General features: G+C 59.9%; 19 protein-coding genes and 2 tRNA genes. 13 read left to right on the top strand and 8 right to left on the bottom strand.

Translation table 11 applies throughout. The features are described from left to right. Positions 1 to 16: 16 nt before the first annotated feature. The 4 genes from G5171_RS19420 to G5171_RS19405 form a co-directional block, all read right to left on the bottom strand. Complete coding sequence (locus G5171_RS19420; protein ID WP_201973811.1) at positions 17 to 571, bottom strand: DUF3332 domain-containing protein; 555 nt, start codon at positions 569 to 571, stop codon at positions 17 to 19. A 181-nt stretch (positions 572 to 752) separates the two neighbouring features. Then, the gene (locus tag G5171_RS19415) at positions 753 to 2,054 is read right to left on the bottom strand and encodes a methyl-accepting chemotaxis protein (protein ID WP_421250494.1); all 1,302 of its coding nucleotides are present in this window, start codon (positions 2,052 to 2,054) and stop codon (positions 753 to 755) included. 91 nt (positions 2,055 to 2,145) lie between these two features. After that, positions 2,146 to 2,625: a GNAT family N-acetyltransferase gene (locus tag G5171_RS19410; protein WP_421250495.1), complete on the bottom strand. Its 480-nt coding sequence runs from the start codon at positions 2,623 to 2,625 to the stop codon at positions 2,146 to 2,148. Between the two features lie 208 nt (positions 2,626 to 2,833). Further along, the gene (locus tag G5171_RS19405) at positions 2,834 to 3,034 is read right to left on the bottom strand and encodes a YbfA family protein (protein WP_005334863.1); all 201 of its coding nucleotides are present in this window, start codon (positions 3,032 to 3,034) and stop codon (positions 2,834 to 2,836) included. Between the two features lie 212 nt (positions 3,035 to 3,246). Here G5171_RS19405 and G5171_RS19400 point away from each other — a divergent pair, with 212 nt between their 5' ends. Further along, positions 3,247 to 3,540 carry a hypothetical protein gene (locus tag G5171_RS19400; protein ID WP_005347702.1) on the top strand — a complete coding sequence of 98 codons (294 nt, stop codon included), beginning with the start codon at positions 3,247 to 3,249 and terminating at the stop codon, positions 3,538 to 3,540. 48 nt (positions 3,541 to 3,588) lie between these two features. On the opposite strand, the gene G5171_RS19395 is transcribed toward G5171_RS19400, so the two are convergent. Together G5171_RS19395 and G5171_RS19390 are read right to left on the bottom strand one after the other, a co-directional pair. Further along, a tRNA-Cys gene (locus G5171_RS19395) sits at positions 3,589 to 3,662 on the bottom strand. A gap of 57 nt (positions 3,663 to 3,719) precedes the next feature. Further along, a tRNA-Gly gene (locus tag G5171_RS19390) sits at positions 3,720 to 3,795 on the bottom strand. 249 nt (positions 3,796 to 4,044) lie between these two features. Between G5171_RS19390 and G5171_RS19385 the strand changes: the two genes are divergently transcribed. From G5171_RS19385 to G5171_RS19335, 11 genes are all read left to right on the top strand, one after another. Continuing rightward, the gene (locus G5171_RS19385) at positions 4,045 to 7,482 is read left to right on the top strand and encodes an ATP-binding protein (RefSeq protein WP_421250496.1); all 3,438 of its coding nucleotides are present in this window, start codon (positions 4,045 to 4,047) and stop codon (positions 7,480 to 7,482) included. Between the two features lie 415 nt (positions 7,483 to 7,897). After that, positions 7,898 to 9,583 carry an ABC transporter substrate-binding protein gene (locus G5171_RS19380; RefSeq protein WP_005347706.1) on the top strand — a complete coding sequence of 562 codons (1,686 nt, stop codon included), beginning with the start codon at positions 7,898 to 7,900 and terminating at the stop codon, positions 9,581 to 9,583. 118 nt (positions 9,584 to 9,701) lie between these two features. Then, complete coding sequence (locus tag G5171_RS19375) at positions 9,702 to 10,685, top strand: ABC transporter permease (protein WP_005353818.1); 984 nt, start codon at positions 9,702 to 9,704, stop codon at positions 10,683 to 10,685. Position 10,686: 1 nt separating this feature from the next. After that, positions 10,687 to 11,607, top strand: coding sequence for an ABC transporter permease (locus G5171_RS19370; protein ID WP_005347708.1), 921 nt, complete (start codon positions 10,687 to 10,689; stop codon positions 11,605 to 11,607). Further along, entirely contained in the window at positions 11,604 to 12,623 is a 1,020-nt protein-coding gene (locus G5171_RS19365; protein WP_421260619.1) for an ABC transporter ATP-binding protein, read from the top strand. Before G5171_RS19370 ends, G5171_RS19365 begins: the two co-directional genes overlap by 4 nt. A gap of 11 nt (positions 12,624 to 12,634) precedes the next feature. Then, positions 12,635 to 13,627, top strand: coding sequence for an ABC transporter ATP-binding protein (locus G5171_RS19360; RefSeq protein WP_421260618.1), 993 nt, complete (start codon positions 12,635 to 12,637; stop codon positions 13,625 to 13,627). Positions 13,628 to 13,741: 114 nt separating this feature from the next. Further along, complete coding sequence (locus G5171_RS19355; protein ID WP_421260617.1) at positions 13,742 to 15,463, top strand: glycoside hydrolase family 9 protein; 1,722 nt, start codon at positions 13,742 to 13,744, stop codon at positions 15,461 to 15,463. After that, positions 15,456 to 16,328: a BadF/BadG/BcrA/BcrD ATPase family protein gene (locus tag G5171_RS19350; protein WP_421260616.1), complete on the top strand. Its 873-nt coding sequence runs from the start codon at positions 15,456 to 15,458 to the stop codon at positions 16,326 to 16,328. Before G5171_RS19355 ends, G5171_RS19350 begins: the two co-directional genes overlap by 8 nt. Continuing rightward, positions 16,313 to 18,178: a beta-N-acetylhexosaminidase gene (locus G5171_RS19345; protein WP_421260615.1), complete on the top strand. Its 1,866-nt coding sequence runs from the start codon at positions 16,313 to 16,315 to the stop codon at positions 18,176 to 18,178. The genes G5171_RS19350 and G5171_RS19345 overlap by 16 nt, the downstream gene beginning before the upstream one ends. Before the next feature lie 212 nt (positions 18,179 to 18,390). Next, entirely contained in the window at positions 18,391 to 19,944 is a 1,554-nt protein-coding gene (locus tag G5171_RS19340; protein ID WP_421260614.1) for a methyl-accepting chemotaxis protein, read from the top strand. Between the two features lie 69 nt (positions 19,945 to 20,013). Continuing rightward, positions 20,014 to 20,367, top strand: coding sequence for an MGMT family protein (locus G5171_RS19335; protein ID WP_421221330.1), 354 nt, complete (start codon positions 20,014 to 20,016; stop codon positions 20,365 to 20,367). Between the two features lie 16 nt (positions 20,368 to 20,383). Here G5171_RS19335 and G5171_RS19330 read toward each other — a convergent pair whose 3' ends face one another. Together G5171_RS19330 and topA are read right to left on the bottom strand one after the other, a co-directional pair. After that, a complete protein-coding gene (locus tag G5171_RS19330; protein WP_162851498.1) occupies positions 20,384 to 20,548 on the bottom strand; it encodes a hypothetical protein in 165 nt (54 codons plus the stop codon). A gap of 109 nt (positions 20,549 to 20,657) precedes the next feature. After that, positions 20,658 to 23,279, bottom strand: a complete 2,622-nt coding sequence (topA, locus tag G5171_RS19325; protein ID WP_421260613.1) for a type I DNA topoisomerase — start codon at positions 23,277 to 23,279, stop codon at positions 20,658 to 20,660. A gap of 355 nt (positions 23,280 to 23,634) precedes the next feature. Between topA and astB the strand changes: the two genes are divergently transcribed. Next, a complete protein-coding gene (gene astB / locus G5171_RS19320; protein WP_019446732.1) occupies positions 23,635 to 24,972 on the top strand; it encodes an N-succinylarginine dihydrolase in 1,338 nt (445 codons plus the stop codon). Positions 24,973 to 25,274: the final 302 nt, after the last annotated feature.

Genomic DNA, 25,274 nt, shown 5'->3' with positions numbered 1-25,274 from the left:
CTGGATTCAGTTGAATTTAGGCAGCAGCCTTGCCCTGATTAGCCCGCTCTTCCAGCTCCGCACGGCTCAGGGTAGAGACAAAGCGGCCATCGAAGTAGATATCCATCAACTCGCCACGCTTCTCGCCACGCATCATGCTGCGGCGACCATCCAGATAGTGCACCTCCATCTGGGCGGTATGCTCGTCCGGGTAGCTGATCTCCACCTCGCGCACCCCTTGTGGCAGCATGGCCAGCGGCACCTTCTTGAGGGCCGGATCCAGATGCTGGTTCACCTTGATCACCGGATTGGCTTTCATGTCCACCACAGCCGGAGATTTGCCGGTGATGGGGTTCTTGCCAGACCAGAACTCGATGGTATTGAACACAAACAGGTCAGCGGTCGCGGCCAGACCGTAGACAGGGGAGAGTAGCATAAAAACCCCGGCACGACCGTAGCGGTTATCCACCACGCTCAGGTTGCCCTTGGTGACCATGCCGGAAAGCCCCATCTGCCCCATACAGCCGCCCAGACCCATGCTCGCGACCATAACCAGCAGGGCCATTGCCCGCCCCTTCTGTTGTAATGCCATCGTGTTCTGTTCCTGCTCTGAAGTAAATGAGGCGGCAAGCCTAAATCAAGGGGCCAGAAGAGGACAATTCACAATGGCGGGGTGATACAGGAAGAGTTCAGATTGGCGTACCAAGTGAGCAATAAATAAGCGCCGATGGAATAATCATCCATTCGGCGCCTCGTTCAACAACCAATAACCGTCAGGAGCCGATGGCCAGATTGGAGACTGTCTCGGTCACATTGATGGCGCCCTGCTCGATCTGTGACATCACGCCACTCACCTCGCCGATCTGCTCCTTGCCACGCTGGGCACTGGTGGCCACCTCATTGATGTTGCCGGTGATCTGGGCCGTCAGTTCGCGGTTTTTCTGAACCACGCTGGCGATCTCGCCGGTCGAGAGGGAGGTGCGCGCAGCCAGCTGACGTACCTCGTCGGCCACCACCGCAAAGCCGCGCCCCTGATCGCCAGCCCGGGCGGCCTCGATGGCTGCGTTAAGGGCCAGCAGATTGGTCTGCTCGGCAATACTACTGATGGTCGAGACGATGGCTTCAATGCTTTTCGACTGCTCATTGAGCTGGCCAATCAGGCCGGAAGTGCGACTCACCTGTTCGGAAATGGCGCTGGAAATAGTGACCGATGCGGTCAACAGTTCAGAACCTGTCGCAGCAAAGCGGGTGGTCTCCTGCGAAATGGTCTGGGCTATGTTGGCCGCCTCGCTCACTGCCTGGGCGCGCTTGATCCGCTCTGTCACCTCACTGGCAAACTTGATCACCTTGACCACCTTGCCGCTCTCATCCTTGATGGGGTTGTAGGTAGCCTCCAGCCAGATCTCGTTGCCGTGGCTGTCACGGCGACTGAACAACCCCGACTTGAGCTGGCCGTGGGCCAGATCGTCCCAGAAGTGGGGTTGCTCGCGATAGAAGCTCTCATCGCAAAACAGCCTGTGATGCTGCCCCTTGAGCTGAGAAAGGGAGTAACCGACGCAGGAGAGGAAATTCTGATTGGCCGTCACAATCTCCCCCTTGGGGGTGAACTCGATAATGGCGAGCGCCCGATCGAGTGCCGAGATGATCGCTTTCTGACGACTCAACTGCTGATAACTCTCGGTGATATCGGAGGCTATCTTGACGACCCTGACCACCTTGCCCTCAACCTTGACCGGGAAGTAGGTAGCCTCCAGCCACAACTCCCTGCCATGTTTGTCAATGCGCTGGTAGATGCCACTGTGGGAATGCCCCTGACGCAACTGTTCCCAAAACTGGGCGTAGGAGGATGACTGGGCGTAGTGGGCATCACAAAAGAGCCGGTGGTGTTTACCAATCACCTCCTGCTCGCTATAGCCCACCACACTCAGAAACAGCGGGTTCGCCTCGAGGATCTCGCCACCTGGTGTGAAACTGATGGTAGCGACACCGACTTTTACTGCATCAATAAATGCCTGGGCCTGGGCCAACTGCATTTGACACGCTTGTAATTCCGCTTTGAGTTTGAAGTTGAACATCTTGCCCTGCCCCTCTGTTACCTGTTTACAACTACATCACATCTGCATGAACTTTAGACGAGAAAGCAGAGGGATAACGGGGTCCCATCGATTAAGGTGCCAGATCCCACTCCAGATATGCCGGATTGGCAACAAAGCCGATCCGCTCATAGATAGGGCGCCCCTGCTCGCTGGCATGGAGCCACACCTTGCCCAGCTGACGCGCTATGGCGAAGGCTGCAATGGTGTCGAGCAGCGCCGTGGCGATCCCCTGCCGACGCCATTGCGGCTGCGTATACATATTGAGCAGATACCCCTCCACTCCAGCCAGATTGCCGGGATAGGGTGGCCGCACAAACAGCGCCAGCGTTCCCGCAGCCACGATCTGCTTGCCGCCCTCCTGCTTATCGGCCTCGGCCAGCCAGGATAAAGCCCCCTCTTCACTCATCGCCCGGGTAAAGTAGTCAACCGTTGCCTGCCACAAGGCCGGGTCAGCCTGCGGCGTCGCCAGCTCACCCACCTCGCAAAACAGCTGCATGCGCAGAGCCACCAGCGCGGGAATATCCGCGGTCCTTGCCTGACGAATGATCATCGCATCTCCTTGCATCACAGAGCACGTCGAGAGAGGGGGGGCAAAGGGAAGTGGACCTGCTCGGCAAATCTGCACGACACAGGAACTATCGATGCCGACCATGTAACCGGAATGCGGATAATAGCAGAGCACATAATTAACTATGTGTTTTTAAACATATAAAAAAAGACAGCCGAAGCTGTCTTTTTCATCGAAATCACATTGCGGATTAGTAGAAGATCCGCTCGCCACGCTCGCTCATTTTGAGCCAGACAGGTTTGGTACTGGTTTTGTTCCAGATCCGGTGCAGATAGCTGTAGAAGCGGGCGCGATCGCTGCGAAACAGCATCACGGGGAAAGCCAGAATGCCCACCAGCAATACATAAATGCGACGAAGAATAATCTGAGTCAGGGAAAAGGGATGAAACATGATGTAACTCCTTACTGGTAAGACCACTGAGCAAAGATTACCCCACTCCATGTAGGATTACTACATCACCAACGCATTTTTTTATAAAAAAATGGTGAAAAACGGGAAATACTGAAAACGGGTTACGTCATTAACCAACAGTTAACAAACTTGCGAAAATCGTGCGCTTTGCCACAGTTATCAGGGGAAAAACATGCAGTAGGGAGACACGCATGAAACTGCCGGAAGTGGCACTGCTGGTGCTGATGGTTGCCCTGACACGGGCACAACTGGAGGAGTGGCAACTGAATCGGGAAGATGCCATTGTGCTGGCCGAACGGGGCGTGCCCACCGTCAGCCTGTGGCAATGCGGCACACTGAAGCAACGGATTGCGGATCTCAACCAGCACAGTGCCGAGGTGCAGTTTCAATATCGGGGGCAAAACATGGCGGATGTGAGCCACTATCTCGAGCGCGAGTGGAAACAGGCTGGCTGCGAACAGTTACTGGTACAGCAAGGATACTGACCGAGGCTCAGACTCGAAGAGTGATGATTGAGATAAACAGAGAAAAGATGGAGGCACGTTCCGGAGTCGAACCGGACTAAACGGATTTGCAATCCGCTGCATAACCGCTTTGCTAACGCGCCATGCTGACAAGACTGATAGTCTTGAAAGTGAGTTCCATCGTTGGTGTGATGGAAAATTGGAGCGGGAAACGAGACTCGAACTCGCGACCCCGACCTTGGCAAGGTCGTGCTCTACCAACTGAGCTATTCCCGCGTTACTGCTTTCGTGCCAGTTGCCTGACAACGAGGCGCATTATACGTACCACGAGCGCCAGCACAACCCCTTTTTCGCAATTTAAGCCCTGATGCAAACTGTTTGCTCAGGGTTTAAACGCCTTGCTGCATTTTTCTCCAGCCAGCTGTGACCCACCAAGCGAATTTGGGATAAAGTCGTTGAAATGATTACGCTTTCGTTCGAGACTTGAGCGGCTTAATAACCGGATTCTCAATTGAAAATCACAAGATGAAATGGATCTTCACGCTTCGTGGGCTCAGGCCGCAGTTAATGCTGGCTTTTTTCATGTTGGGCATGGTGCCCTTTTTGGTCGTCACCCTCTTCTTCCTATACAGCCACGGCAAGGATCTCACCACCCAGACCTCCAACCATCTGGTCTCCGTTCGTAATATCAAAAAGAGTCAGCTCGAGGATTACTTCAACAACCTCAAAGAGCAGATCATCAACTTCTCCCAGCAGGATTTTGCCGGCAACAGTATCGGCCGTTTCTATGGCTTTACCGGCGCCTTCGAGAAGCTGGGTACCACGCCGCAGGAGGCCCGCAGCCGCGCCCAGGCCCGCTATCTGCCCGGCTCCTGGGATCAACTGCGCAAACCGGACAGCCAAGTAGAGATCGAACCCTCCATCACGGCGCTTATCCTCGCCGACGAGATGTATGGCCGGGTGCACCAGCGCTTTCATCGCGGCTATGCCGACATGGTGCGCAAGTCCAACTACAGCGACATCTTTCTGGTGGACCTCAACGGCGATGTGGTCTATTCGGTCACCAAGCACCCTAACTTTGCCACCAATCTGCTCTCCGGCCCCTATCAGTCAAGCGGTCTGGGCCAGACCTTTGCCAAGATCAAGCGGCGCCTCGATGGCGGCCAGAAGCCGCAGCAGATCTTCGAATTCACCGATTTTGGCCGCAACGAGCTGACCGGGCAGGTGGTCGCCTACATGGCCGCCCCCGTGATGCAGTACGACTATGTGCGCGGTGTGGTGATTTTCGAGCTGCTGCCGGACAAGCTCAACCAGATCATGGCGGAGCGGGAGGGGCTGGGCGAGACCGGCGAGACCATCCTGATCGGCCCTGACAAGCGGATGCGCGCCGATGCCTGGCTGGCACCGGAGTTCAGCGTAGAGAACAGCTTCAGCCCCAACTTCCGTCCACTGCAAACGCCCCTCATCACCAAGACGCTCTCCGGCGAGCAGGGGGTCGGGCTGTTCCACTCCTATCAGGATGACGAGGTGCTGGCCGCCTACACCCAGGTGAAGGTGTTCGATACCGAGTGGGCCTTTATCGCCGAGATCTCTACCCGGGAAGCCTATGCCCCGATCCGCCAGCTGGAAACCCTGGTGATTGTGCTGGGAGCGGGCTCGGTACTGCTGCTGATCCTCTTCTCCCGCTGGCTCTCCCACTCCATCACGGCGCCGCTGCGATCGCTGACCGAAGCCGCCGAGCAGGTGGCCGACGGCGCGCTGGATCACCCCATCGCCATCGAGCGCACCGGCGATGATATCGACCGGCTGGCCGAGGCGTTTCGCCATATGCAGCGCTCGGTGAAGGACAAGATCGAACTGATCGAACAGCAGACCCAGGAGCTGCAACAGCAGGTCAAGCTGACCCACAGGCAGAACCTCAGCCTGCAGCAGGCGGACAAGCTCAAGGATGAACTGCTGGCCAACACCTCCCACGAGCTGCGCACCCCCATTCACGGTATCAAGGGAATGGCCGAGTCCATGCTCGCCAGCCAGCAGGATTTGACCGAAGGGCAGCAAAAGCAGCTCGGGCTCATCATCAAGAGCGCCGACGGCCTGGCCCGTCTGGTGGACGATCTGCTGGACTACCACCAGATGCGCTACGGCCAGCTGGAGATCCACTCCCAGCCCGTCTCATCCAAGGGGGTTATCCGGCTGGTGCTGGATCTTTGCCAGCATCTGGTGCAGGCCAAACCCCTCACTCTGGTGGATATCAGCCCGGCCGAACTGCCGCCGGTGCTGGCCGACGAGCAGCGGCTCGAACAGGTGCTCTACAACCTGGTGGGTAACGCCATCAAGTACACGCCGCAGGGCAAGGTGGTGCTCAGTGCCATCGTCGAGAACAACTTCCTGCGCATCAAGGTCACCGACACCGGCATCGGCATCGCCCCCGATCATCTGGAGCACATCTTCGAGCCGCTGGTGCAGATGAGCCCGGAGGTGAGCAAGCAGGGGGCCGGCCTTGGCCTCTCCATCACCCGCCAGCTGGTGCACCTGATGGGGGGCGAGCTGTTTGTCGAGAGCGAGCCGAGCGTTGGCTCTACCTTCGCCTTTACCCTGCCCCTTGCCACCGGCAAAGCGGCCAATCTGACCCTCGACAGCCGCCAGATCGAGCATCAGCTGGTGCGCCAGCAACCGCTGATCCTGCCGGACTGGGAGAGCGACGATCTGCCCCCTCCCCCCGAGGATGCGCCGCTCATTCTGGTGGTGGATGACGAGCCCATCAACCTGCACATCCTGCGCCATCTGCTGCAGCCCTGCGGCTACCGCATCCTGCCCAGCAGTGACGGCCACGATGCGCTGGCCAAGCTGGCCGAAGAGCCGGTGGACCTCATCCTGCTCGATGTGATGATGCCGACCCTTTCCGGTTTTGACGTCTGCCGCCGCCTGCGCCAGCAGCACCCGAAAGATATGCTGCCGGTGCTGCTGCTCACCGCCCTTAACCAACCCAAGGATATCGAGGAGGGCTTCGGGGCCGGTGCCAACGACTATCTGGTCAAACCCTTCTGCAAGGAGGAGCTGTTTGCCCGGGTCAAGGCACTGCTGGAAGCCAAGGCCGGACGCGCCTCGCTGGTAGAGAACCGGCTATTGAAGCAGGAGATCGAACATCGCCTCACCCTGCAGGAGCGGCTGCATCAGGATCAGCAGCGGCTGCTGGCCCTGCTCGGCGAAGGGGCCGACCCCATGATCTTTATCGACGAGCAGGGCACAGTGCTGTTTGCCTCGCGGGTGCTGGCGCGCCTGCTGGGACAGGAGCCGGAAGCCATGGAGGGGCAGCCCCTCAATGAGTGGCTCGCCACCCCGCTGCAACATCAGTGGCCCGACCTTGCCAGCGAACGGGAACACAATCTGGAGTTTCTGGTGGCCGGGCAGAAGGACGTGCTCAACGCCCGTGCCTTGCCCATCGCGCTCGGAGGACAGGCTGCTTTCGCCCTCACTCTGAGTACCGAGCTGCGTCAGGATGAGAACCGGGTAATGGCGCTGGAGAACGCCCTCAAGAACCTCTCGCGGCAAGCCATCATCGAAGATGAACAGCTGCTGGGCGAGCTGAGCCGCCTGGGTGGCGAGTTCCGTTCGCTGGCCGACGACCTCATTCGCCAGCAGGATGACGAGCCGCTGCGCCGGGCGCTGGTAGAGACCATGCAGCTCACCCTGGATGCCTGGCAGCAGGGGACCGGCAAGGGCAAAATTGTGCTGGCAGAGAAGAGCAAGCTGTGGCGGGTCTATATGGACAGATCCAGCCCGCAGACCCGCACCCTCGACAAATACCTGAGTCTGGACACCCTGCCCAAGTCGCCACGCTGGAAGACGGTCGTGGCCACCACCGAGTATGTGCTGGGCCACTGCCCGCTCAATGACCACCAGCGCCAGCAGTTGCAGCACAGCGCCCAGACCCTGCGTCAACTCGCCAACCGCAAGCCGTGACACGGCGCCCTAAACGGGCGCCGGATCACAATTGGCAATCTGGTTTCTTTTTGCGCAAAACAAAGCCCCGCACAACTCCGAAACCGAGAGCAGATCCAATTCACAAATTTGTCATATACGCCATTTTCACAGCCACTTTTTACGCGAGAGCAAATAACGCAAACCAATGATTCTAAACAGATAAAAAAGCATTTTGACGAGATTGACGTAACACCGTCAATTTTTACGAAAACAACGAAATCAATAGTTGTTGTTTTCCTGTTAATTCTGGTTTGCTTAGGGCGTTGGAAAACAGAACGACAAAGGTTAGACACCTGACCAACACAGAGGGCCGATTTCATCAGCATGCGAAACCGGTGCTCACACAAAACAAGGCGAACCCTCGGGAATGCCAAAAAATAAGAAAGGAAAACATATGCTTGCCAAAGTATCCAAAATCTCTACCGCTGTAATGCTGGGAACCATGATGCTTGCCGGTGCCGCCGGTAACGCCATGGCCGCAGAAAACAAAACCGTGCTGACCATGGTCGCACAGCAGGAAACCGCTTGGGTCAAGAACTTCAACCCCTTCCTGCAAGCGGGCTTGCTGCACACCACCCGTCACTTCATCTATGAACCGCTGGTGATCTTCAACGATATGCAAGGGGGCAAACCCGTCTATCGTCTGGCCACCAACTATGCGTTCAGCGATGACCTGAAATCCGTCACCTTCGATCTGCGTGACGGCGTGAAGTGGTCTGACGGCGAAGCCTTTGATGCCGATGACATCATCTTCTCCTTCAATCTGGTCAAGGCCAACAAGGCGCTGGATGAGCGCTCAATCTGGACCCAGATCAAGAGCGTCGAGAAGCTGGCCCCGAACAAGGTCAAATTCGACCTGACCGAGGTCAACACCAACGTGGTGAACGATCTGGTGCTGGTACCTATCGTGCCGGAGCACCAGTGGAAATCGGTGAAAGATCCGGTTGCCTTCACCAACGACAAGCCGGTTGGTACTGGCCCCTTCACCGAAGTGGACAACTTCTCCGCCCAGCTCTATACCCAGTGCCGCAACCCGCACTACTGGGATAACGCCAACCTCGCTATCGACTGTATCCGCATGCCGCAGATGGCCACCAACGACCAGGTGCTGGCTGCTGTCATGAAAGGTGACATCGACTGGTTCGGCTCCTTCGTGCCGGATATCGAGCGCCTCTACGTCGGCAACGATCCGAAGAACAACAAATACTGGTTCCCGGCCTCCGGTACCGTGGCGTTCAACGTCAACTTCCAGACCAAGAACCCGGGCAACCACGAAGCCTTCAACGACATCAACTTCCGTCGCGCCTTCTCCATGGCGATGGACCGCCAGTCCATGGTGGATATCGCGGGCTACGGCTACCCCACCGTCAACGAGTACCCGTCAGGTCTGGGCAAAGCCTTTGACTCCTGGAACAACCCGGAAGTGGACAAGAAGTACGGCAAGTACAACAAGTTCGATCTGGAAGGAGCCAAAGCTCTGCTGAAAGAGGCAGGCTACAAGGATTGTGACGGCGACAAGTTCCTCGACACCCCGAGCTGCAAAAAGATCGAGTTCAAGGTACTGGTGCCGAACGGCTGGACCGACTGGGTCAACACAGTACAGATCGGTGTAGAAGGGCTGCAGGCACTGGGCCTGAACGCCAAGACCGCCACCCCGGAAGCAACCGTCTGGACCGAGAACCTGATCACCGGTGACTTCGATGTCGCCCTGCAGGGTTACTTTGCCGGTGCCAACCCGCACAAGTACTTCGAGACTGCATTCCACTCCCGCAACATGGGTGAGCGCGGCAACCGCTTCGCCGCACCCCGTTACAAGGATCCCGAGCTCGACAAGCTGATCGATGACTTCACCCAGACCGCCGATGCGGCCAAGCAGAAGGAGATCATGTTCGCCATCCAGGATCGTGTTGGTGCCAACCAGACCATCATTCCGGTCTTCAACAACCCGACCTGGTATGAGTACAGCACCAAGCGCTTCAACGGCTGGTTCAGCGCTGATAACCCGGTAGCCAAACCTCAGCTCCACCCGGACACCCCTGAGCGTCTGCTGCACGTGTTGTCCCTCAAGCCAAACAGCTAAACAATCCCGGCCCCCTGCGGGGGGCCATCTTCCCCGTTAATCCCCTTCTTGCCCGGCACCGCCGGGGTTGGGGTAGCTATACCCGACGCGGGGCAGACTTGCAGTAAAAGGTACTATCATGGGATTCATACTGAGACGCTTTTCCTTCTATCTGGTTGCCTTTCTGGTAGCCGCCACCATCAACTTCCTGTTACCCCGTGCCATGCCAGGGGATCCTGTCTCCGTGATGTTTGCCCGCGCTGGCGCCATGATGGAACCCGCCGCCCTGGAAGCCCTCAAAGCCACCTTCGGCTTTGTCGACGGCCCCATCGGCACCCAGTTTCTCACCTATGTGAAGAGTGTCTTCACCTGGGATCTCGGCACCTCGGTGCGCTTCTACCCGCAGCAGGTCTCTGACGTGCTGGGCCGTGCCATCGGCTGGACCCTGTTTCTGGTCGGCACCTCCACCATCCTGAGCTTCTCCATCGGTTCCATCGTCGGCATCTTCGCCGCCTGGTATCGCGGCGGCCGGATGGACAGCATTCTCTCCCCGCTCACCCTGGTGATGCAGGCCATTCCGCCTGTGGTGGTCTCCCTGCTCGCCCTGTTCCTGTTCGGAGTCAGCCTCGAGTGGCTGCCCATCGGCTACGCCTACAGCCCGGAGATCAAGGCTGACTGGGGCTGGGAGCACATCAAGAGCATCATGACTCACGCCATCATGCCGGTGCTGACCCTGGCCGTGGTACAGGTGGGGGGCTTTCTCATCACCATGCGCAACAACATGATCAACCTGCTGGGCGAGGATTACATCACCATGGCCAAGGCCAAGGGGCTCTCCAGCAACCGGGTGATCTTCAACTACGGTGCACGCAACGCCATTCTGCCCAGCGTCACCGCCCTCTCCATGGCGCTCGGTTTCGTCATCGGTGGCTCTCTCATCACCGAGGTGATCTTCAACTACCCCGGCCTGGGCCTGACCCTCTATCAGGGCATTCTGGCCCGCGACTACCCGCTCATTCAGGGGCAGCTGCTCATCATGACCATCACCATGCTCAGCTTCAACTTCCTGGCCGACGTGCTCTACGTCTTCCTGGATCCCCGTCTGCGTACAGGAGGCAAATAAGATGCGTATGCCGACCATTCTCAAGATCCTGCTGGGCAACAAGAAGGCTGCCTGTGGCCTCGCCATCGTGGTTGCCTTCGTACTGATGGCCCTCTTTGCCCCCATTCTGGCCAGCAACGAGCCGACCAAACGGGTGGCTCGCCCGCATCAGCCGCCCAGTGCCGAGTTCGTGATGGGTTCAACCCGCATGGGCCACGACATCTGGGCCCAGTTCACCAACGGCGCCCGTATCTCGCTGCTGGTGGGCTTCAGCGCAGGCCTGCTGGTCTGCACCCTGGCCGTCGCCATCGGCATCACCGCCGGTTACTTCGGGGGTCTGGTGGATGAGTGCCTCACCTTCCTGATGAACGTGGTGCTGGTGATCCCCAACCTCCCCTTGCTACTGGTGCTGGCAAGCTTTATCGGGGAGGCGTCACCGGCGGTGATTGCCGTGATAATAGGGTTGACCTCGTGGGCCTATGGCGCGCGGGTTATTCGTGCCCAGACCCTGGCCCTGCGCGAGAAGGAGTTCGTCATCGCCGCAGAAGTGCTGGGCGAGCCGGCCTGGCGCATCATTCTGGTGGAGATCCTGCCCAACCTCATCTCCATCATCGGAGTGAGCTTCATCGGCTCCATCATCTACGCCATCGTCACCGAAGCGACCCTGGAGTTCCTGGGGCTTGGCGACCCGACCGTGGTGAGCTGGGGCATCATGCTCTACAACGCCCAGACCTCCAGTGCCATTCTGGTCGGCGCCTGGTGGGAGATCCTGGCTCCCTGCTTTGCCATCGCCACTCTGGGTGCCGGTCTGGCCCTGCTCAACTTCGCCATCGACGAAATTGCCAACCCGCAGCTGCGCTCCCACAAAGGGCTGAGCCGCTGGAAGAAACTCGCGGCGCCGGTCACCACTCCGGTTGCCACAGCACAGGAGAAGACAGCATGAACAAGCATCCCCTGCTGTCAGTACGCAATCTTTGCGTCGACTACATCACCGAAAATGGCGACGTGCGCGCCGTCAACTCGGTGAGCTTCGATATCAGACAGGGCGAGATCTTCGGCCTCGCCGGTGAGTCAGGCTGCGGCAAATCCACCGTCGCCTTCTCGGTGGCCCGGCTGCACAAGCCGCCCGCCTACATCAGCGGTGGCGAGATCCTGTTCAAGGAGGAGAACATCCTCCATTACAACGACGAGCGGCTGCGCTCCTATCGCTGGCAACAGGTGTCGGTGGTGTTCCAGTCCGCCATGAACGCCCTGAACCCTGTGCTGCGGATGGAGGAGCAGTTCTGCGACGTGCTGCTGGCCCACAACCCCGGCCTGGCCCGTTACGAGGCGATCAAGCGCGCCCAGGAGCTGCTCACCATCGTCGATATCCACCCGAGCCGGCTCAAGGACTACCCGCACCAGTTCTCCGGCGGCATGCGCCAGCGGCTGGTGATTGCCATCGCCATGGCGCTCAACCCCGAGCTGCTCATCATGGATGAGCCGACCACGGCGCTCGATGTGGTGGTACAGCGGGAGATCCTGCAGAAGGTCTATGCCCTGAAAGAGAAGTTCAACTTCTCCATTCTGTTCATCACCCACGACCTCTCCCTGATGGTGGAGTTCTGCGATCGCATCGGCATCATGTATGCCGGTGAACTGGTGGAAGTCGCCCCCTCCAAGGCGATCCTGACCGCGCCGCTGCACCCCTATACCAGAGGGCTCGGCAACTCCTTCCCGCCCCTGCACGGGCCGAAGAAGGTACTGGAGGGGATCCCGGGCACACCGCTCAACCTGCTGGAGGTACCGGTCGGCTGCCGTTTTCAGGCCCGCTGCGGCAAGGTGCACGATCGCTGCCGTCAGGAGTACACCAGATTGACCGAGATCCGCCCCGGGCAACAGACCGCCTGCCACCTCTATGAGGAGCAGGGACTGCAACAAGATTCCGTGATCTATCTGGACAAGGCCGCTGGCTGTTAAGGATGTCTGTCATGCAAATCGCCAAAACCGATGCACCCATCATCGAAGTCCAGCACCTCTACAAGGACTTCCCCATCAACTCCAATGCCATCAAGAGTGGCAAGATGCGGGCGCTCTCCGACATCACCTTCAACCTGCACCGGGGCCGCGCCCTGGCGGTGGTCGGGGAGTCGGGCTCCGGCAAGAGTACCATCGCCAAGATCATCGCCAAGATGTACAAGCTCAGTGCCGGGCGCATTCTCTATCGCGGCCACGATCTGGAGGAGTTCAACAAGGGTACCGCCCTGCTGGACTATCGCCAGAGCGTGCAGATGGTGTGGCAAGATCCGTTCGGTTCGCTCAACCCGACCCACACCATCTATCACCACATCGCCCGCCCCCTGCTGCTGCACAGCAAGGTGATCGACAAAAAAGAGCTGCCCGACATGGTCTACGCCCTGCTGGAAAAGGTCGGCCTGACCCCTGCCAAAGCAACGGCGGCCAAGTATCCGCACCAGCTCTCCGGCGGCCAGCGCCAGCGGGTCAACATCGCCCGCAATCTGGCGGTGGAGGCGGAAGTGGTGCTGGCGGACGAGCCGACTTCCATGCTCGACGTCTCCATTCGCATCGGCATCCTCAACCTGATGGAGCAGATGAAGAACGAGCTCGGCGTCTCCATGCTCTACATCACCCACGACATCGCCACCGCCCGCTATGTGGCGGAAGATCTGGCGGTCATGTATGTGGGTCACATGGTGGAGTGGGGCGAGGTGGACGAGATCCTGCATCACCCGCAGCACCCCTACACCCAGCTGCTCATCTCGGCGGTGCCCGACCCGGAGAAGAGTATCCACGCCGAGCTGGAGGGGGGCCGCAAGGGGGAGATCCCGCTCTGGACGCCGGAATCCTGCGGTTGCCCCTTTGCCGGGCGCTGCAATCAGGCGATGCACCGCTGCAAGGAGGCGCTGCCCCCCATCACCAGGCTTGCCGACAACCACTTCGTGCGCTGCTATCTCTACGAGTGAAGGTGAGACTTAGATCGGCCGGACAACCCTGTCCGGCCATGCCTCGATACGGGGCGGCCACAGCCCCGTGATGTGCCTCACCGCCCGGCGGTGAACCACAGGAGTAATACCTTGATGGAACTCTTGATCAATCAGGTGGGCTACGAGTGCGACGGACACAAGATCGCCCTGTTGCAAACCTCCCCCGCCCCTGATCTCGGCGGCTATGTCAGGCTGCAACGCCTCGATGATGGCCAGATCCTGTTTGAAACCCCGCTGCAACCGGCTGGCAGCGTCCCAGGCTGGCAAGGGCGCGCTTACTGGCGTGCCGACTTCTCCGCCTTCAAGGAGCCCGGCCACTATCGGCTGGAGGCGATCACTGCCCAAGGCATAGTCCGCTCCACCCGCTTTGCCATAGGCCAGGATCTGCTGGCCAGCCGCTGCCTCTCCGATGTCATCCACTACTTCAAGGGGCAGCGCGCCAGCGGCACCTTCGATCGGGCCGACCGCAACGCCCGCCTGTTTGGCACCGACCAGCACAAAGATGTGCACGGCGGCTGGTTCGATGCCAGCGGCGACATGAGCAAGTACCTGAGCCACCTCTCCTACGCCAACTACCTCAACCCCCAGCAGACCCCCATGGTAGTGTGGTCACTGCTCAAGTGCCGGGAACTGCTGGCCCCACGCCGCGATATCGACGGGGTGAACCTCCGCAAGCGGCTCAATGACGAGGCGCTGCACGGCGCCGATTTCCTCTGCCGGATGCAGGATGAGTCGGGCTTCTTCTACATGACCCTGTTCGACAAGTGGAGCAAGGATCCCGCCCAGCGCGAGCTGTGCGCCTATGCCACCCAGCAGGGGCTCAAGTCCGCCAACTGGCAGGCGGGTTTTCGCCAAGGGGGCGGCATGGCCATCGCCGCGCTGGCCCGCGCCGCCCGCGAGAGCGTCAGCGGCGACTTCGATGCCAGCCGCTACGCCGAGGCGGCCAAACGCGGCTACCTGCATCTGTGCGAACACAACCTTGCCTACCTCGATGACGGGGTCGAGAACATCATCGACGACTACTGCGCCCTGCTGGCGGCGGTGGAACTGACCCGCACCTTCGGCGCCGAGTGGCTCAATGAGGCGAGAGTCCGTGCCAGCAAGCTTTGCGCCCGCCAACGCCCTCATCCTGAGCTGGGTCACTACTGGTCGGCCAACGAGGATGGCTCGCGCCCCTACTACCACGCCGCCGAGGCAGGCCTGCCGATGCTGGCGCTGCTGGAATATCTGGGCGTAGAGCCGGATCAGGAATACAAGGCTAGGGTACAAACCGTGGTGGAGCAGGCGCTGGCCGCCGAGCTGGCGCTCTGCGCCCGCGCGGGCAACCCCTTCTCCCTCGCCCGCCAATATGTGAAAGGGGTGGATGAAGCGCCGCGCGTCAGCTTCTTTATGCCCCACAACAACGAATCCGGTTACTGGTGGCAGGGGGAGAATGCCCGCCTCGCATCGTTGGCGGCTATGGCCTTTGCTGGCGCCCGCCACTTCCCCCGCCAGAGCCAGCCGCTGCTCACTTATGGCCAGCGCCAACTCGACTGGATCCTCGGGCAAAACCCCTTCAACGCCTGCATGCTGGCGGGCCACGGCATCAACAACCCCGCCTATACCGCCGGGTATCCGAATGCGCAGGGGGGTATCTGCAACGGCATCACCTCAGGGTTTGATGACGAAAATGAGGTGGCCTTTATTCCGGAGGAGTACAAGGATCGGCTGGATCAGAACTGGCGCTGGGGCGAGCAGTGGATCCCCCACGCAGCCTGGTTTGCCCTGGCCATCACCTGGCTGAATGCGCAGGGAAATGGAGGTCACCATGATTGAGTTCTGGGTCGGCGTCGATGGCGGGGGCACCCACACCCGCGCCCGCATTCGGGATCGGGCGGGCAAGCTGCTCGGAGAGGGGCGCGCGGCCGGCTCCAATCTGGAGCTGGGCATCCCCCATGCCCACGCCAATGTGCTGGCCGCCATCGCCAGCGCCCGCCTTGCCGCCGGGATCGCTATCGAGAGTGAACAGCAGATGGGGGTCGGACTGGCGCTCGCCTCCGCCGAGCTGGCCGACTGCTATCACGCCCTGCTCGAGATGCCCTTCCCCTTCGCCAGCGTCAGGCTCACCTCCGATGCCTTCGGTGCCTGCCTCGGCGCCTTTGGCGGCCGTGAGGGGGCCATCCTCATCGCCGGTACCGGCTCGGTGGGGCTGGTCTATCAGGAGGGGCAGATCCGCACCTGTTCCGGCCGCGGCTTCCCCATTTCAGACATAGGCAGCGGCGCCTGGTTGGGGCTGCGTGCCATCCAGCAATCTCTGCTCTGCCACGACGGCATTCTGCCCCCCAGCACCCTCGCCATCCGCTTGATGGATCGCTTCAAGCGGGATCAAGCCGAGGTGGTTCGCTGGGCCGCCCGCGCCATTCCGGCGGACTATGGCCACTTTGCCCCCTGGGTATTCGATGCTGCCAGCGATGGCGACGAGCTCGCCAATCAGCTGCTGGACGAAACCTGCGAACAGCTGCGGATCCTGCTGGAGGGAATGATCCAGCAGGGTGCCAGACAGATCGCCCTGCTGGGGGGGATTGGCACCCGCCTCGCTCCCCGTCTCGGCCAGCTCAACCTGATCCCCCCCCAGGCAGATGCGCTCGATGGCGCCATCCTGTTTGCCCAATCAGAGGATTTTCCATGTCTACACCCCTGATCCACACCCAGGTAGCCCGGCGTGACGGCGAGGATGTCTGGTTCACCTTCACCCTCTCCCGCATGCCTGATACCAAGTGGAAGCTGCACTTCTGTCTGGCTCGCCATATCGACCCCGACTCCTTGCAAGGGGGCGAGCTGGAGCGCCAGAGCGGCAGCTACAAGGTGATTGTCCCAAAAACTGGCAGCTGCGAGCTGCGCTTTTGCTGCCGCCAGACCCCCATCAAGAAGCTCTCCGACATGCCGCAGGGCTTCTTTCTCAGCCTGCCGGAGGCCACCACGGGTGCCCAGCTGCTGCCGGTGACGCTGGCCGCTCAGGATCTCGGACTGGAGAACCCGCCGGTAACCCGCCCCGATCTGCCGGATGTCGAGTCCCTGCCCGGTATAGTGCCGCAACCGGCCCATCTGGTACTGCTGGAGGGGAACTTCCGGCTGGCCGAGCGGGCTCATGTCAGCGCCCCTCACGATGTGCCGAAGCTGCTGGCCCACTTCAACGAGCTGACGTCGCTGGCACTGGAGCAGGATCACGACGCTGAAATCCGGCTGACCGAGGCCAAACTGGCCCCCGAAGCCTACCAACTCACCATCACGCCGCAGGAGGTGCTGATTGCCGCCGCCGACGAAGCGGGCTGGCGTCATGGGCTGGTCACGCTGGCTCAGTGGTATCTGCAACATGGGGAGAGCCTGCCCTGCATCACGCTGGAGGATGCCCCGCGCTTTGGTTTTCGCGGCATTTTTCTCGACTGCGCCCGCCACTTCCACACTCCGGCAACCATCAAGCGTCTGCTCAAACTGATGAGCCTCTACAAGTTCAACCGCTTCCACTGGCACCTGACCGATGACGAGGGGTGGCGACTCGAGATAAAGGCCTTCCCGGCATTGACCGACGTGGGTGCCTGGCGCGGCCATAATCTGGCGATCGACCCCCAGCTCAGCGGCGGTGCCGAACCCTATGGCGGCTACTACACCCAGAGCGAGATGAAGGAGCTGGTGAGCTATGCCAGTGAGCTCGGCATCACCGTCATTCCCGAGATCGACATTCCGGGCCACTGCCACGCCGCCATCAAAGCGCTGCCCGAGTTGCTGATCGAAACGGCGGATCACTCCCGCTACCGCTCGGTTCAGCATTTCGATGACAACGTGCTCAACCCCGCCCTGCCCGGCACCTACCGCTTTCTGGAGGCGGTGCTGGACGAGGTGTGCGAACTCTTCCCCGGCCCGCAGATCCACATGGGGGGTGACGAGGTGCCGACCGGGGTCTGGACCGACAGCCCCGCCTGCCAGCAGCTGATGGTCGAGCAGGGCTACGCCGACTGCCGCGAGCTGCAGGGCCATCTGCTGCGCCACTGCCAGCGCTATCTGGCCGCCAGAGGCAAACAGATGATCGGCTGGGAGGAGATCCTGCATGGCGACAAGGTGAGCCACAAAGCGGCCATCTGTGCCTGGACCAGCTTCCAGGCGGGGCTGGACGCCGCCGCGGCCGGCTATCCGGTGGTGATGGCGCCCGCCCAGTTCCTCTATCTCGATCTCGCCTGGAGCGCCGATATTCATGAACCCGGCCTCTACTGGGCGGGAACCCTCAATCTGGAGCAGGTCTATGCTTGCGATCCTGCGCCAGCCGATTTCCATGCCAACGATAACATCCTCGGGGTACTGAGCCCCTTGTGGTCAGAATTGATCACCAGCCGCGATCGTCTCGACTACATGTTGTTCCCGCGCATGCTGGCCACGGCCGAGGTGGCCTGGAGCGAGCCCGCCCACAAGGGCTGGGAGCACTTCGCCGCCCGCCTGCCGGGTCAGCTGCAGATCCTCGATCAATTGCAGGTGCGCTACCGGATGCCACAGAGGTAATGTTGTCTCTACTTTGGCGGCCAATCGGCCGCCTTTTTTACGATTAGCCAACAAAACATCAACTTCCCCCTACCATTCATCCGCCATTATTGGCAAAATTCAGCCCCCTATGAAACTGGTCTGGCGCCTGCTGGCGCGAGCCTGCGGTCACCTCCAGATCTGCCACAATAACAACGACAATATTATCAACAAGAACATCGGAGCGTATTCCTATGGCCCGCAGAGATGTCCATACCCTGGATAGCGAAGTGGAGTTTCCTGCCGACGTACAACTGGTCTCCACCACTGACCTGCGCGGGGTGATCACCTACGCCAATCCGGCTTTTTGCACCATCGCCGGCTATAGCGCCGACGAGCTGGTCGGTCACAACCACAATCTGGTACGCCACCCCGACATGCCCAAGGCCGCCTTCGCCGATCTCTGGGCCCGCCTCAAGGAGGGTAAACCCTGGCGCGGCATCGTCAAAAATCGCTGCAAGGATGGTCGTTACTACTGGGTAGATGCCTACGTCACCCCCATCTACGAGGGGAACAGGATCAGCGGCTATCAATCGGTGCGCTGCAAGCCTGATCCCGAGCTGAAACGGGTGGCAACCCAAACTTACCAGGCCTTGCTCAGGATAGAGCAGGGAACCCGACCTTCGAGCCTCTCTCTTGCCCGCATCAAACTGCCCCTGTTCGCACTGTTGTTGCTTGCAAGCCTCGGATGGGCACTGTTGACCCAGGGGATAACCACGACACTGTTGATGCTATTGCCACTGTTGCTGGTGGCCTGCTGCTACGGGCCCGATCTGTTCTCGTTGCGCAACTTTCTAAGACAACTGATGCTCGACTACGACAGCCTGACCAGGCTGGTCTACTCCGGTGACAGCCCCGGCGCCATCGCCGATTTTCATATCAAGATGCTGCAAGCCCGCATCCGCACAGTGCTGGGCCGGATCAACGATGCCACCGATCCCCTACAAGCCCTGGCCGTCAATCTGAAGCAAGCCTCCCATCAGGCCTATCATGACATCACGGAACAGGATGCCCAGACCCGGCAAATGGCGACAGCCATGACCCAGATGGCCAGCACAGCCTACGAAATTGCTCGCAACATTCTGGACTCCAACAGCCAGGTGAGCGAGGCGCGCAGCCGCTGCCAGCAGACAGATCGGCAGTTGTCCCGCACCGAACAGCATATCGAGCAACTTGCCAGACAGGCAGAACTGGCCTTTAACTCGGCGGTGGAGCTCACCAGCGAGTCGGAGCGGATCGGCAGTGTGACGGGGGAGATCCAGGGTATCGCCGATCAAACCAACCTGCTGGCCCTCAACGCCGCCATTGAGGCGGCCCGGGCCGGTGAGCAGGGACGCGGCTTTGCGGTGGTGGCGGACGAAGTGCGAACCCTCTCCACCCGCACCCAGAAGGCAACCGAGCAGATCCAGGGCAGCATACAGCAGCTCCAGCAGACGCTGGGGCGCTGGCGCGGCATGATGCAGGAGAATCTGCAACAGACACGCGAGTGCGCTCAGATGACCCGGGAGGGATCAGCCAACCTCCATACCGTACTGGAGGAGATCGAGCTGGTGACTGCATTTTCTACCCAGATCGCCACCGCCGCCGAACAACAACAGACAGTGGTGGAGGAGATCAATCGCAACATTAGCCAGATCTCGGACTACTCCCGCGCCAACAGCGCCAAGATGCAGAAGGTTGATGACTCAAGCCGCGAACTGCTGGAGCGAGCCCAACAGCTAAAGGGGTTGAGTCAGACCTTCGGTTGAAGCAGGGTTGCCGGCCATGCCGAAGAAGCGCCACAATGGCGCTTCAATTTTTATACCGGAGCCATCACCATGCCAGCCTCCCTCTCGCCAGCTCTCGACAAGGGAGCGCGCATCGAGGCGATCATCGCCCTCATCCCTGCCGGCAAGGTGGCCAGTTACGGTCAGGTGGCCGATCTGGCCGGGCTGCCCGGACGGGCAAGACTGGTAGGCAAGGTGCTGCGGGAAACCGACAAGGTACTGCCGTGGCATCGGGTGCTGGGCGCAGCAGGCACCATCTCCTTACCAAAAGGGTCGGCTGGCTTCGACAGACAGGCGGGATTGCTGCAGGAAGAGGGCGTGCCCGTGATTGGTGGGCGGGTCAGAATGAAGGAGTGGCAATGGCAGCCCGACCTGGCCGAGCTGCTTTTTCTACTGCCGTTTTGAGGGGGGCACTGCCAGATCACTCCAGCGGTGCCAGGATCTCCTCACTGCGCACCTGCACCGGTATAGTCTCGTCCTCGCGCTGCAGCAGCACAAGCAGGCTCTGTCGGTCCACCTCCAGCACATAGGCAGCCCCTTCCCGGGTCATGCAGCTCATGCCCGGCCGGATCTCGTTAATCTCCATCTCAACCTCCTTGTCTACTTCGCGATTGACGACAGCTGCACTCCTTGCAGCTGTCTCAGTATACCCTTATCCATAAGCAAAGAGGCCCCTGGTCGGGGCCTCTTTGTCATCAGGCTTTCTTCGCCTTCGGCAAACTCTCTTGCCAGGTACCGTTGTCGTAGTGAGCGGTCCAACCGGTCGCCTTGCCGTTGACCTCGCTCATCACGTACTGCTCCTTGGTCTTTCGACTGAAGCGCACGATGGCGGGGTTGCCGTCCGGATCGGTGAGCGGGGCTCCCGCCAGATACTTGTGCTTGGCGGAGATGCGATCCTTGAAGCGCTTGAGCTCTTCCACCAGCGGCGCGCGAGTCTCGCGGGATTTGGGGAAGTTGCTGGCTGCCAGGAACAGACCGGCAGCACCGTCACGCAGCACGAAGTGAGCATCGGACTGGGTACACTTGAGCTCCGGCAACGGTACCGGATCTTCTTTCGGCGGCGCGATGTCGCCGTTTTTCAGGATCTTGCGGGTGTTCTTGCAAGTCTCGTTGGTGCAGCCCATGTACTTGCCGAAACGACCGTTCTTGAGCTGCATCTCGCTGCCGCAGCGGTCGCACTCGATACTCGGCCCTTCGTAGCCCTTGAGCTTGAACTGGCCCTTCTCGATTTCGTAGCCATCGCAGTCCGGGTTGCGACCACAGACGTGCAGCTTGCGGCTGTCATCGATGATGTAGGCATCCATCGCTGTGCCACAGACACCGCAACGGTGCTTGGCACGCAGCGCCTCGGTTTCCGCCTCTTCGCCGTCAGTGGCGGAGACAAACTCATCGGCAGAGACCAGGTTGATGGTCTTCTTGCAGCGCTCTTTCGGCGGCAGTGCATAGCCGGAGCAGCCGAGGAAGACGCCGGTGGTGGCGGTACGAATACCCATCTTGCGGCCACAATCCGGGCAGTCGATGTCGGTCATCACCATCTGGTTGGCACGCATGCCGCCCTCTTCGGGCGCCTTGTCGGCCTTCTCCAGCTCCTGGGTAAACTCGGCGTAGAAGCTGTCCAGCACCTTCTTCCACTCAAGGCTCCCTTCAGCGATGCCATCGAGCTTGTCTTCCATCTTGGCGGTGAACTCGTAGTTCATCAGCTCGACGAAGTTCTCCACCAGACGATCGGTGACGATCTCACCCATCTTCTCGGCGAAGAAACGGCGGCTCTCGACCCGCACATAACCACGATCAACGATGGTGGAGATGATGGAGGCGTAGGTAGAGGGACGGCCGATGCCGCGTTTTTCCAGCTCGCGCACCAGCGCAGCTTCGGTAAAACGGGCAGGCGGCTTGGTAAAGTGCTGGCGCGGATCCAGCTTGACCAGTTTCAGCACCTCGCCCACGGTGACCGCAGGCAGCTGGCTATCTTCACCCTTGCGACCCATCGGCGGCAGCGCCTTGGTCCAACCGGCGAAGCGCAGGGTACGACCACGGGCCTTGAGCTCGAACTCACCCGCCTTGACGGTCAGGGTGGAAGAGTCGTACTGAGCGGGGGTCATCTGGCAGGCAACGAACTGACGCCAGATGAGATCGTACAGACGCATGGCATCCGGCTCCATCCCTTCCAGCATCTCGGCAGTCACCTGTACGTTGGAGGGACGGATCGCTTCGTGCGCTTCCTGGGCATTGGCCTTGGCGCCATACAGATTCGGCTCGGCTGGCAGATAGGCCGCGCCATACTGCTCGCCGATATATTCACGCACCGCTTCAACCGCCTCTTTGCTGAGGTTGGTGGAGTCGGTACGCATATAGGTGATGTAACCCGCTTCATAGAGACGCTGGGCCATCATCATGGTCTTCTTGACCCCGAAGCTCAGACGGGTAGAGGCCGCCTGCTGCAGGGTGGAGGTGATAAACGGCGCGGACGGCTTGGAGCCGGTCGGCTTGTCTTCCCGGTTAACGACCTTGTAGTCGACCCCTTCCAGGGCTGCGACAGCGGCAAAGGTCTCGGCCTGGGTCACCGGCTTGAAGTCAGCCCCGTTGCGGCTGACCACTTCCATCCGCAGATCGCTCTTGTCGGCAGTCAGCAGGTCGGCATTGAGATCCCAGAACTCGACCGGTACGAACGCCTTGATTTCGCGCTCTTTATCGACGATAAGACGCACCGCAACGGATTGCACTCGACCGGCGGAAAGACCGCGCGCCAGCTTCTTCCACAGCAGTGGAGAGACCATATAACCCACCACTCGGTCGAGGAAACGACGAGCCTGCTGGGCATTAACGCGGTCAATATTGAGTTCGGACGGCTGGGCGAACGCCTCCTTGATGGCGCTCTTGGTGATCTCGTTGAACACCACGCGCTTGTAGCGGCTGTCGTCGCCACCAATGATCTCGCGCAGGTGCCAGGCGATCGCCTCTCCTTCTCTATCCAAGTCGGTTGCGAGATAGATGGTGTCGGCTTTCTCGGCCAGACTTTGCAACTCGCTGACCACCTTCTCCTTGCCGGGCAAAATCTGGTAGTTAGCCTGCCAGCCAGCGGTCGGATTGATGCCCATCCGGGCAAACAGGGCCTTGCGATCCTTGGCTGCCTTTTCAGCTTCGCTCAACTTGATGCCGCGAATGACGGGTTTCTTGGGCTCGGTGCTGGCGCTGCCGCTGGTGGGCAGATCGCGAACATGACCAACGCTGGATTTCACCACGTAGTCCTTGCCCAGATATTTATTGATCGTCTTGGCCTTGGCCGGAGACTCCACTATGACCAGTGATTTGCCCATGCTGTAACTATTATCCTCATTGCACCCGACGGGGTTGGTGTGCGGTTTTGTGGGGCTGTATAAGAGATTTGGCGCGAAAAAGCAATCTTGTGAGCAAATTTGCCTGACCAGCCCGAACCACACGGCTTCTTTTATTGCTTCTTTATTTATTAATGCGAAGGCAACAGGCCGGACGCAACCGCTTTTTCAATTTTCTGCCATACCGCCCCTCTTTTTATATCTGAAACGACATAAAAACGTCTGCTGGTTACCGGCTTGTTACAAAAACATAAAATCTCTTTATAATGGCCCAACCCCGACGCATTGTGCGCGGAAGGAACCGCTACCCATCATAAAAATCGAAAGGATGTACTCAATGAAGCACTTCGAGGTCAATTTCGACGGTCTGGTCGGCCCGACTCATAACTATGCAGGCCTCTCCTACGGCAACGTTGCCTCCCAGAGCAATGCCCAGGAAGCCTCCAATCCGAAAGAGGCCGCCAAACAGGGGCTGCTCAAGATGAAGGCGCTGACCGAGCTTGGCATGACCCAGGGTGTACTGGCGCCACAAGAGCGCCCCGATCTTGCCACCCTGCGCCGCCTCGGCTTCACCGGCAACGATGCCCGGGTGCTGGAACAGGCCGCCAAACAGGCTCCCGCCGTACTGGCCGCCTGCTATTCGGCCTCCAGCATGTGGACCGCCAACGCCGCCACCGTCTCCCCGAGTGCCGATACCCGGGATGGCCGCATTCACTTCACACCCGCCAACCTGACCAACAAGTTTCACCGATCACTGGAGCCGGACGTCACTGGCCGTATCCTGCGCGCCGTGTTCAACAATGATCGCCACTTCAGCCACCACCTCCACCTGCCGGAAAATGATCACTTCGGTGACGAGGGGGCGGCCAACCACACCCGCCTCTGCCGCGCCTACGGCGAGGCGGGGGTCGAGCTGTTTGTCTATGGCCGCAGCGCCTTTGACTACTCCCGCCCGGCGCCGAAGCGCTATCCGGCCCGCCAGACTCTGGAGGCAAGCCAGGCCATCGCCCGCCTGCATGGCCTTGGCGAGGAGAGCGTGGTGTTTATTCAGCAAAACCCGGAGGTGATCGATCAGGGAGTGTTCCACAACGACGTGATCGCAGTGGGCAACCAGAATGTGCTCTTCTTCCACCAGCAAGCGTTCCTCAACACCGAAGCCGTGCTATCAGAGATCAGCGACAAGTTTGGCGAGGGGGATTTGCACTTTATCGAAGTGCCGACTGCCGAGGTATCCGTGCTGGATGCGGTGAAATCCTACCTGTTCAACACCCAGATCCTCACCCTGCCGAGCGGCGAGATGGCCATTATCGCCCCCACCGAGTGCCGCGATAATCCGGCGGTGTCGGCCTATCTTGGCAAGCTGCTGACGCAGGAGACTCCGATCAAGGCGGTCCACTATATGGATGTGAAACAGAGCATGCGTAATGGTGGCGGCCCGGCCTGCCTGCGACTGCGGGTTGCCATGAACGATCAGGAACTCGCTGCGGTCAATCCGGCCTGCCTTATCAACGACAGCCAGTTTGCCCGCCTCGATGGCTGGGTAGATCGCCACTACCGCGACCGCCTGACTCTCGATGACCTGCGTGATCCGACCCTGGTGCAGGAGTCTCGCAGCGCGCTGGACGAGCTGACCCAAATCCTGAAACTGGGTTCCGTCTACCCGTTCCAGCGCTAGATGTGATGATCGGGAAGACTACCGACACAGGCAGTCTTCTCTTATCTACCTCACCCCCTTGCACGGATGCTCTTTTGTGCAGAAAATCAGCATGCAACTTGCTGATAAGCTTGATTTTTGAGCTGGATGTATCAAAAAATCGACGAACAGTCATTTTTTGCTGCCAGAAACGCTTCAAGGGGTTCACAAAGAGCGAAGATCTGTTAGTATGCGCCTCGCACTTGGGGAGGGGTTCCCGAGCGGCCAAAGGGATCAGACTGTAAATCTGACGGCTCTGCCTTCGAAGGTTCGAATCCTTCTCC

The sequence above is a fragment of the Aeromonas sp. 600774 genome (genome assembly GCF_049175075.1).
Lineage (GTDB): Bacteria > Pseudomonadota > Gammaproteobacteria > Enterobacterales > Aeromonadaceae > Aeromonas > Aeromonas veronii_A.
Note: the sequence above shows the minus strand (reverse complement) of the source record. Positions and strands in the feature narration are given on the sequence as shown.

Bases quoted from the DNA above. Each gene is read 5' to 3' on its own strand.
- G5171_RS19420 (WP_201973811.1), bottom strand. From the start codon at position 571: ATGGCATTACAACAGAAGGGGCGGGCAATGGCCCTGCTGGTTATGGTC.
- G5171_RS19415 (WP_421250494.1), bottom strand. From the start codon at position 2,054: ATGTTCAACTTCAAACTCAAAGCGGAATTACAAGCGTGTCAAATGCAG.
- G5171_RS19410 (WP_421250495.1), bottom strand. From the start codon at position 2,625: ATGATCATTCGTCAGGCAAGGACCGCGGATATTCCCGCGCTGGTGGCT.
- G5171_RS19405 (WP_005334863.1), bottom strand. From the start codon at position 3,034: ATGTTTCATCCCTTTTCCCTGACTCAGATTATTCTTCGTCGCATTTAT.
- G5171_RS19400 (WP_005347702.1), top strand. From the start codon at position 3,247: ATGAAACTGCCGGAAGTGGCACTGCTGGTGCTGATGGTTGCCCTGACA.
- G5171_RS19385 (WP_421250496.1), top strand. From the start codon at position 4,045: ATGAAATGGATCTTCACGCTTCGTGGGCTCAGGCCGCAGTTAATGCTG.
- G5171_RS19380 (WP_005347706.1), top strand. From the start codon at position 7,898: ATGCTTGCCAAAGTATCCAAAATCTCTACCGCTGTAATGCTGGGAACC.
- G5171_RS19375 (WP_005353818.1), top strand. From the start codon at position 9,702: ATGGGATTCATACTGAGACGCTTTTCCTTCTATCTGGTTGCCTTTCTG.
- G5171_RS19370 (WP_005347708.1), top strand. From the start codon at position 10,687: ATGCGTATGCCGACCATTCTCAAGATCCTGCTGGGCAACAAGAAGGCT.
- G5171_RS19365 (WP_421260619.1), top strand. From the start codon at position 11,604: ATGAACAAGCATCCCCTGCTGTCAGTACGCAATCTTTGCGTCGACTAC.
- G5171_RS19360 (WP_421260618.1), top strand. From the start codon at position 12,635: ATGCAAATCGCCAAAACCGATGCACCCATCATCGAAGTCCAGCACCTC.
- G5171_RS19355 (WP_421260617.1), top strand. From the start codon at position 13,742: ATGGAACTCTTGATCAATCAGGTGGGCTACGAGTGCGACGGACACAAG.
- G5171_RS19350 (WP_421260616.1), top strand. From the start codon at position 15,456: ATGATTGAGTTCTGGGTCGGCGTCGATGGCGGGGGCACCCACACCCGC.
- G5171_RS19345 (WP_421260615.1), top strand. From the start codon at position 16,313: ATGTCTACACCCCTGATCCACACCCAGGTAGCCCGGCGTGACGGCGAG.
- G5171_RS19340 (WP_421260614.1), top strand. From the start codon at position 18,391: ATGGCCCGCAGAGATGTCCATACCCTGGATAGCGAAGTGGAGTTTCCT.
- G5171_RS19335 (WP_421221330.1), top strand. From the start codon at position 20,014: ATGCCAGCCTCCCTCTCGCCAGCTCTCGACAAGGGAGCGCGCATCGAG.
- G5171_RS19330 (WP_162851498.1), bottom strand. From the start codon at position 20,548: ATGGAGATTAACGAGATCCGGCCGGGCATGAGCTGCATGACCCGGGAA.
- topA (WP_421260613.1), bottom strand. From the start codon at position 23,279: ATGGGCAAATCACTGGTCATAGTGGAGTCTCCGGCCAAGGCCAAGACG.
- astB (WP_019446732.1), top strand. From the start codon at position 23,635: ATGAAGCACTTCGAGGTCAATTTCGACGGTCTGGTCGGCCCGACTCAT.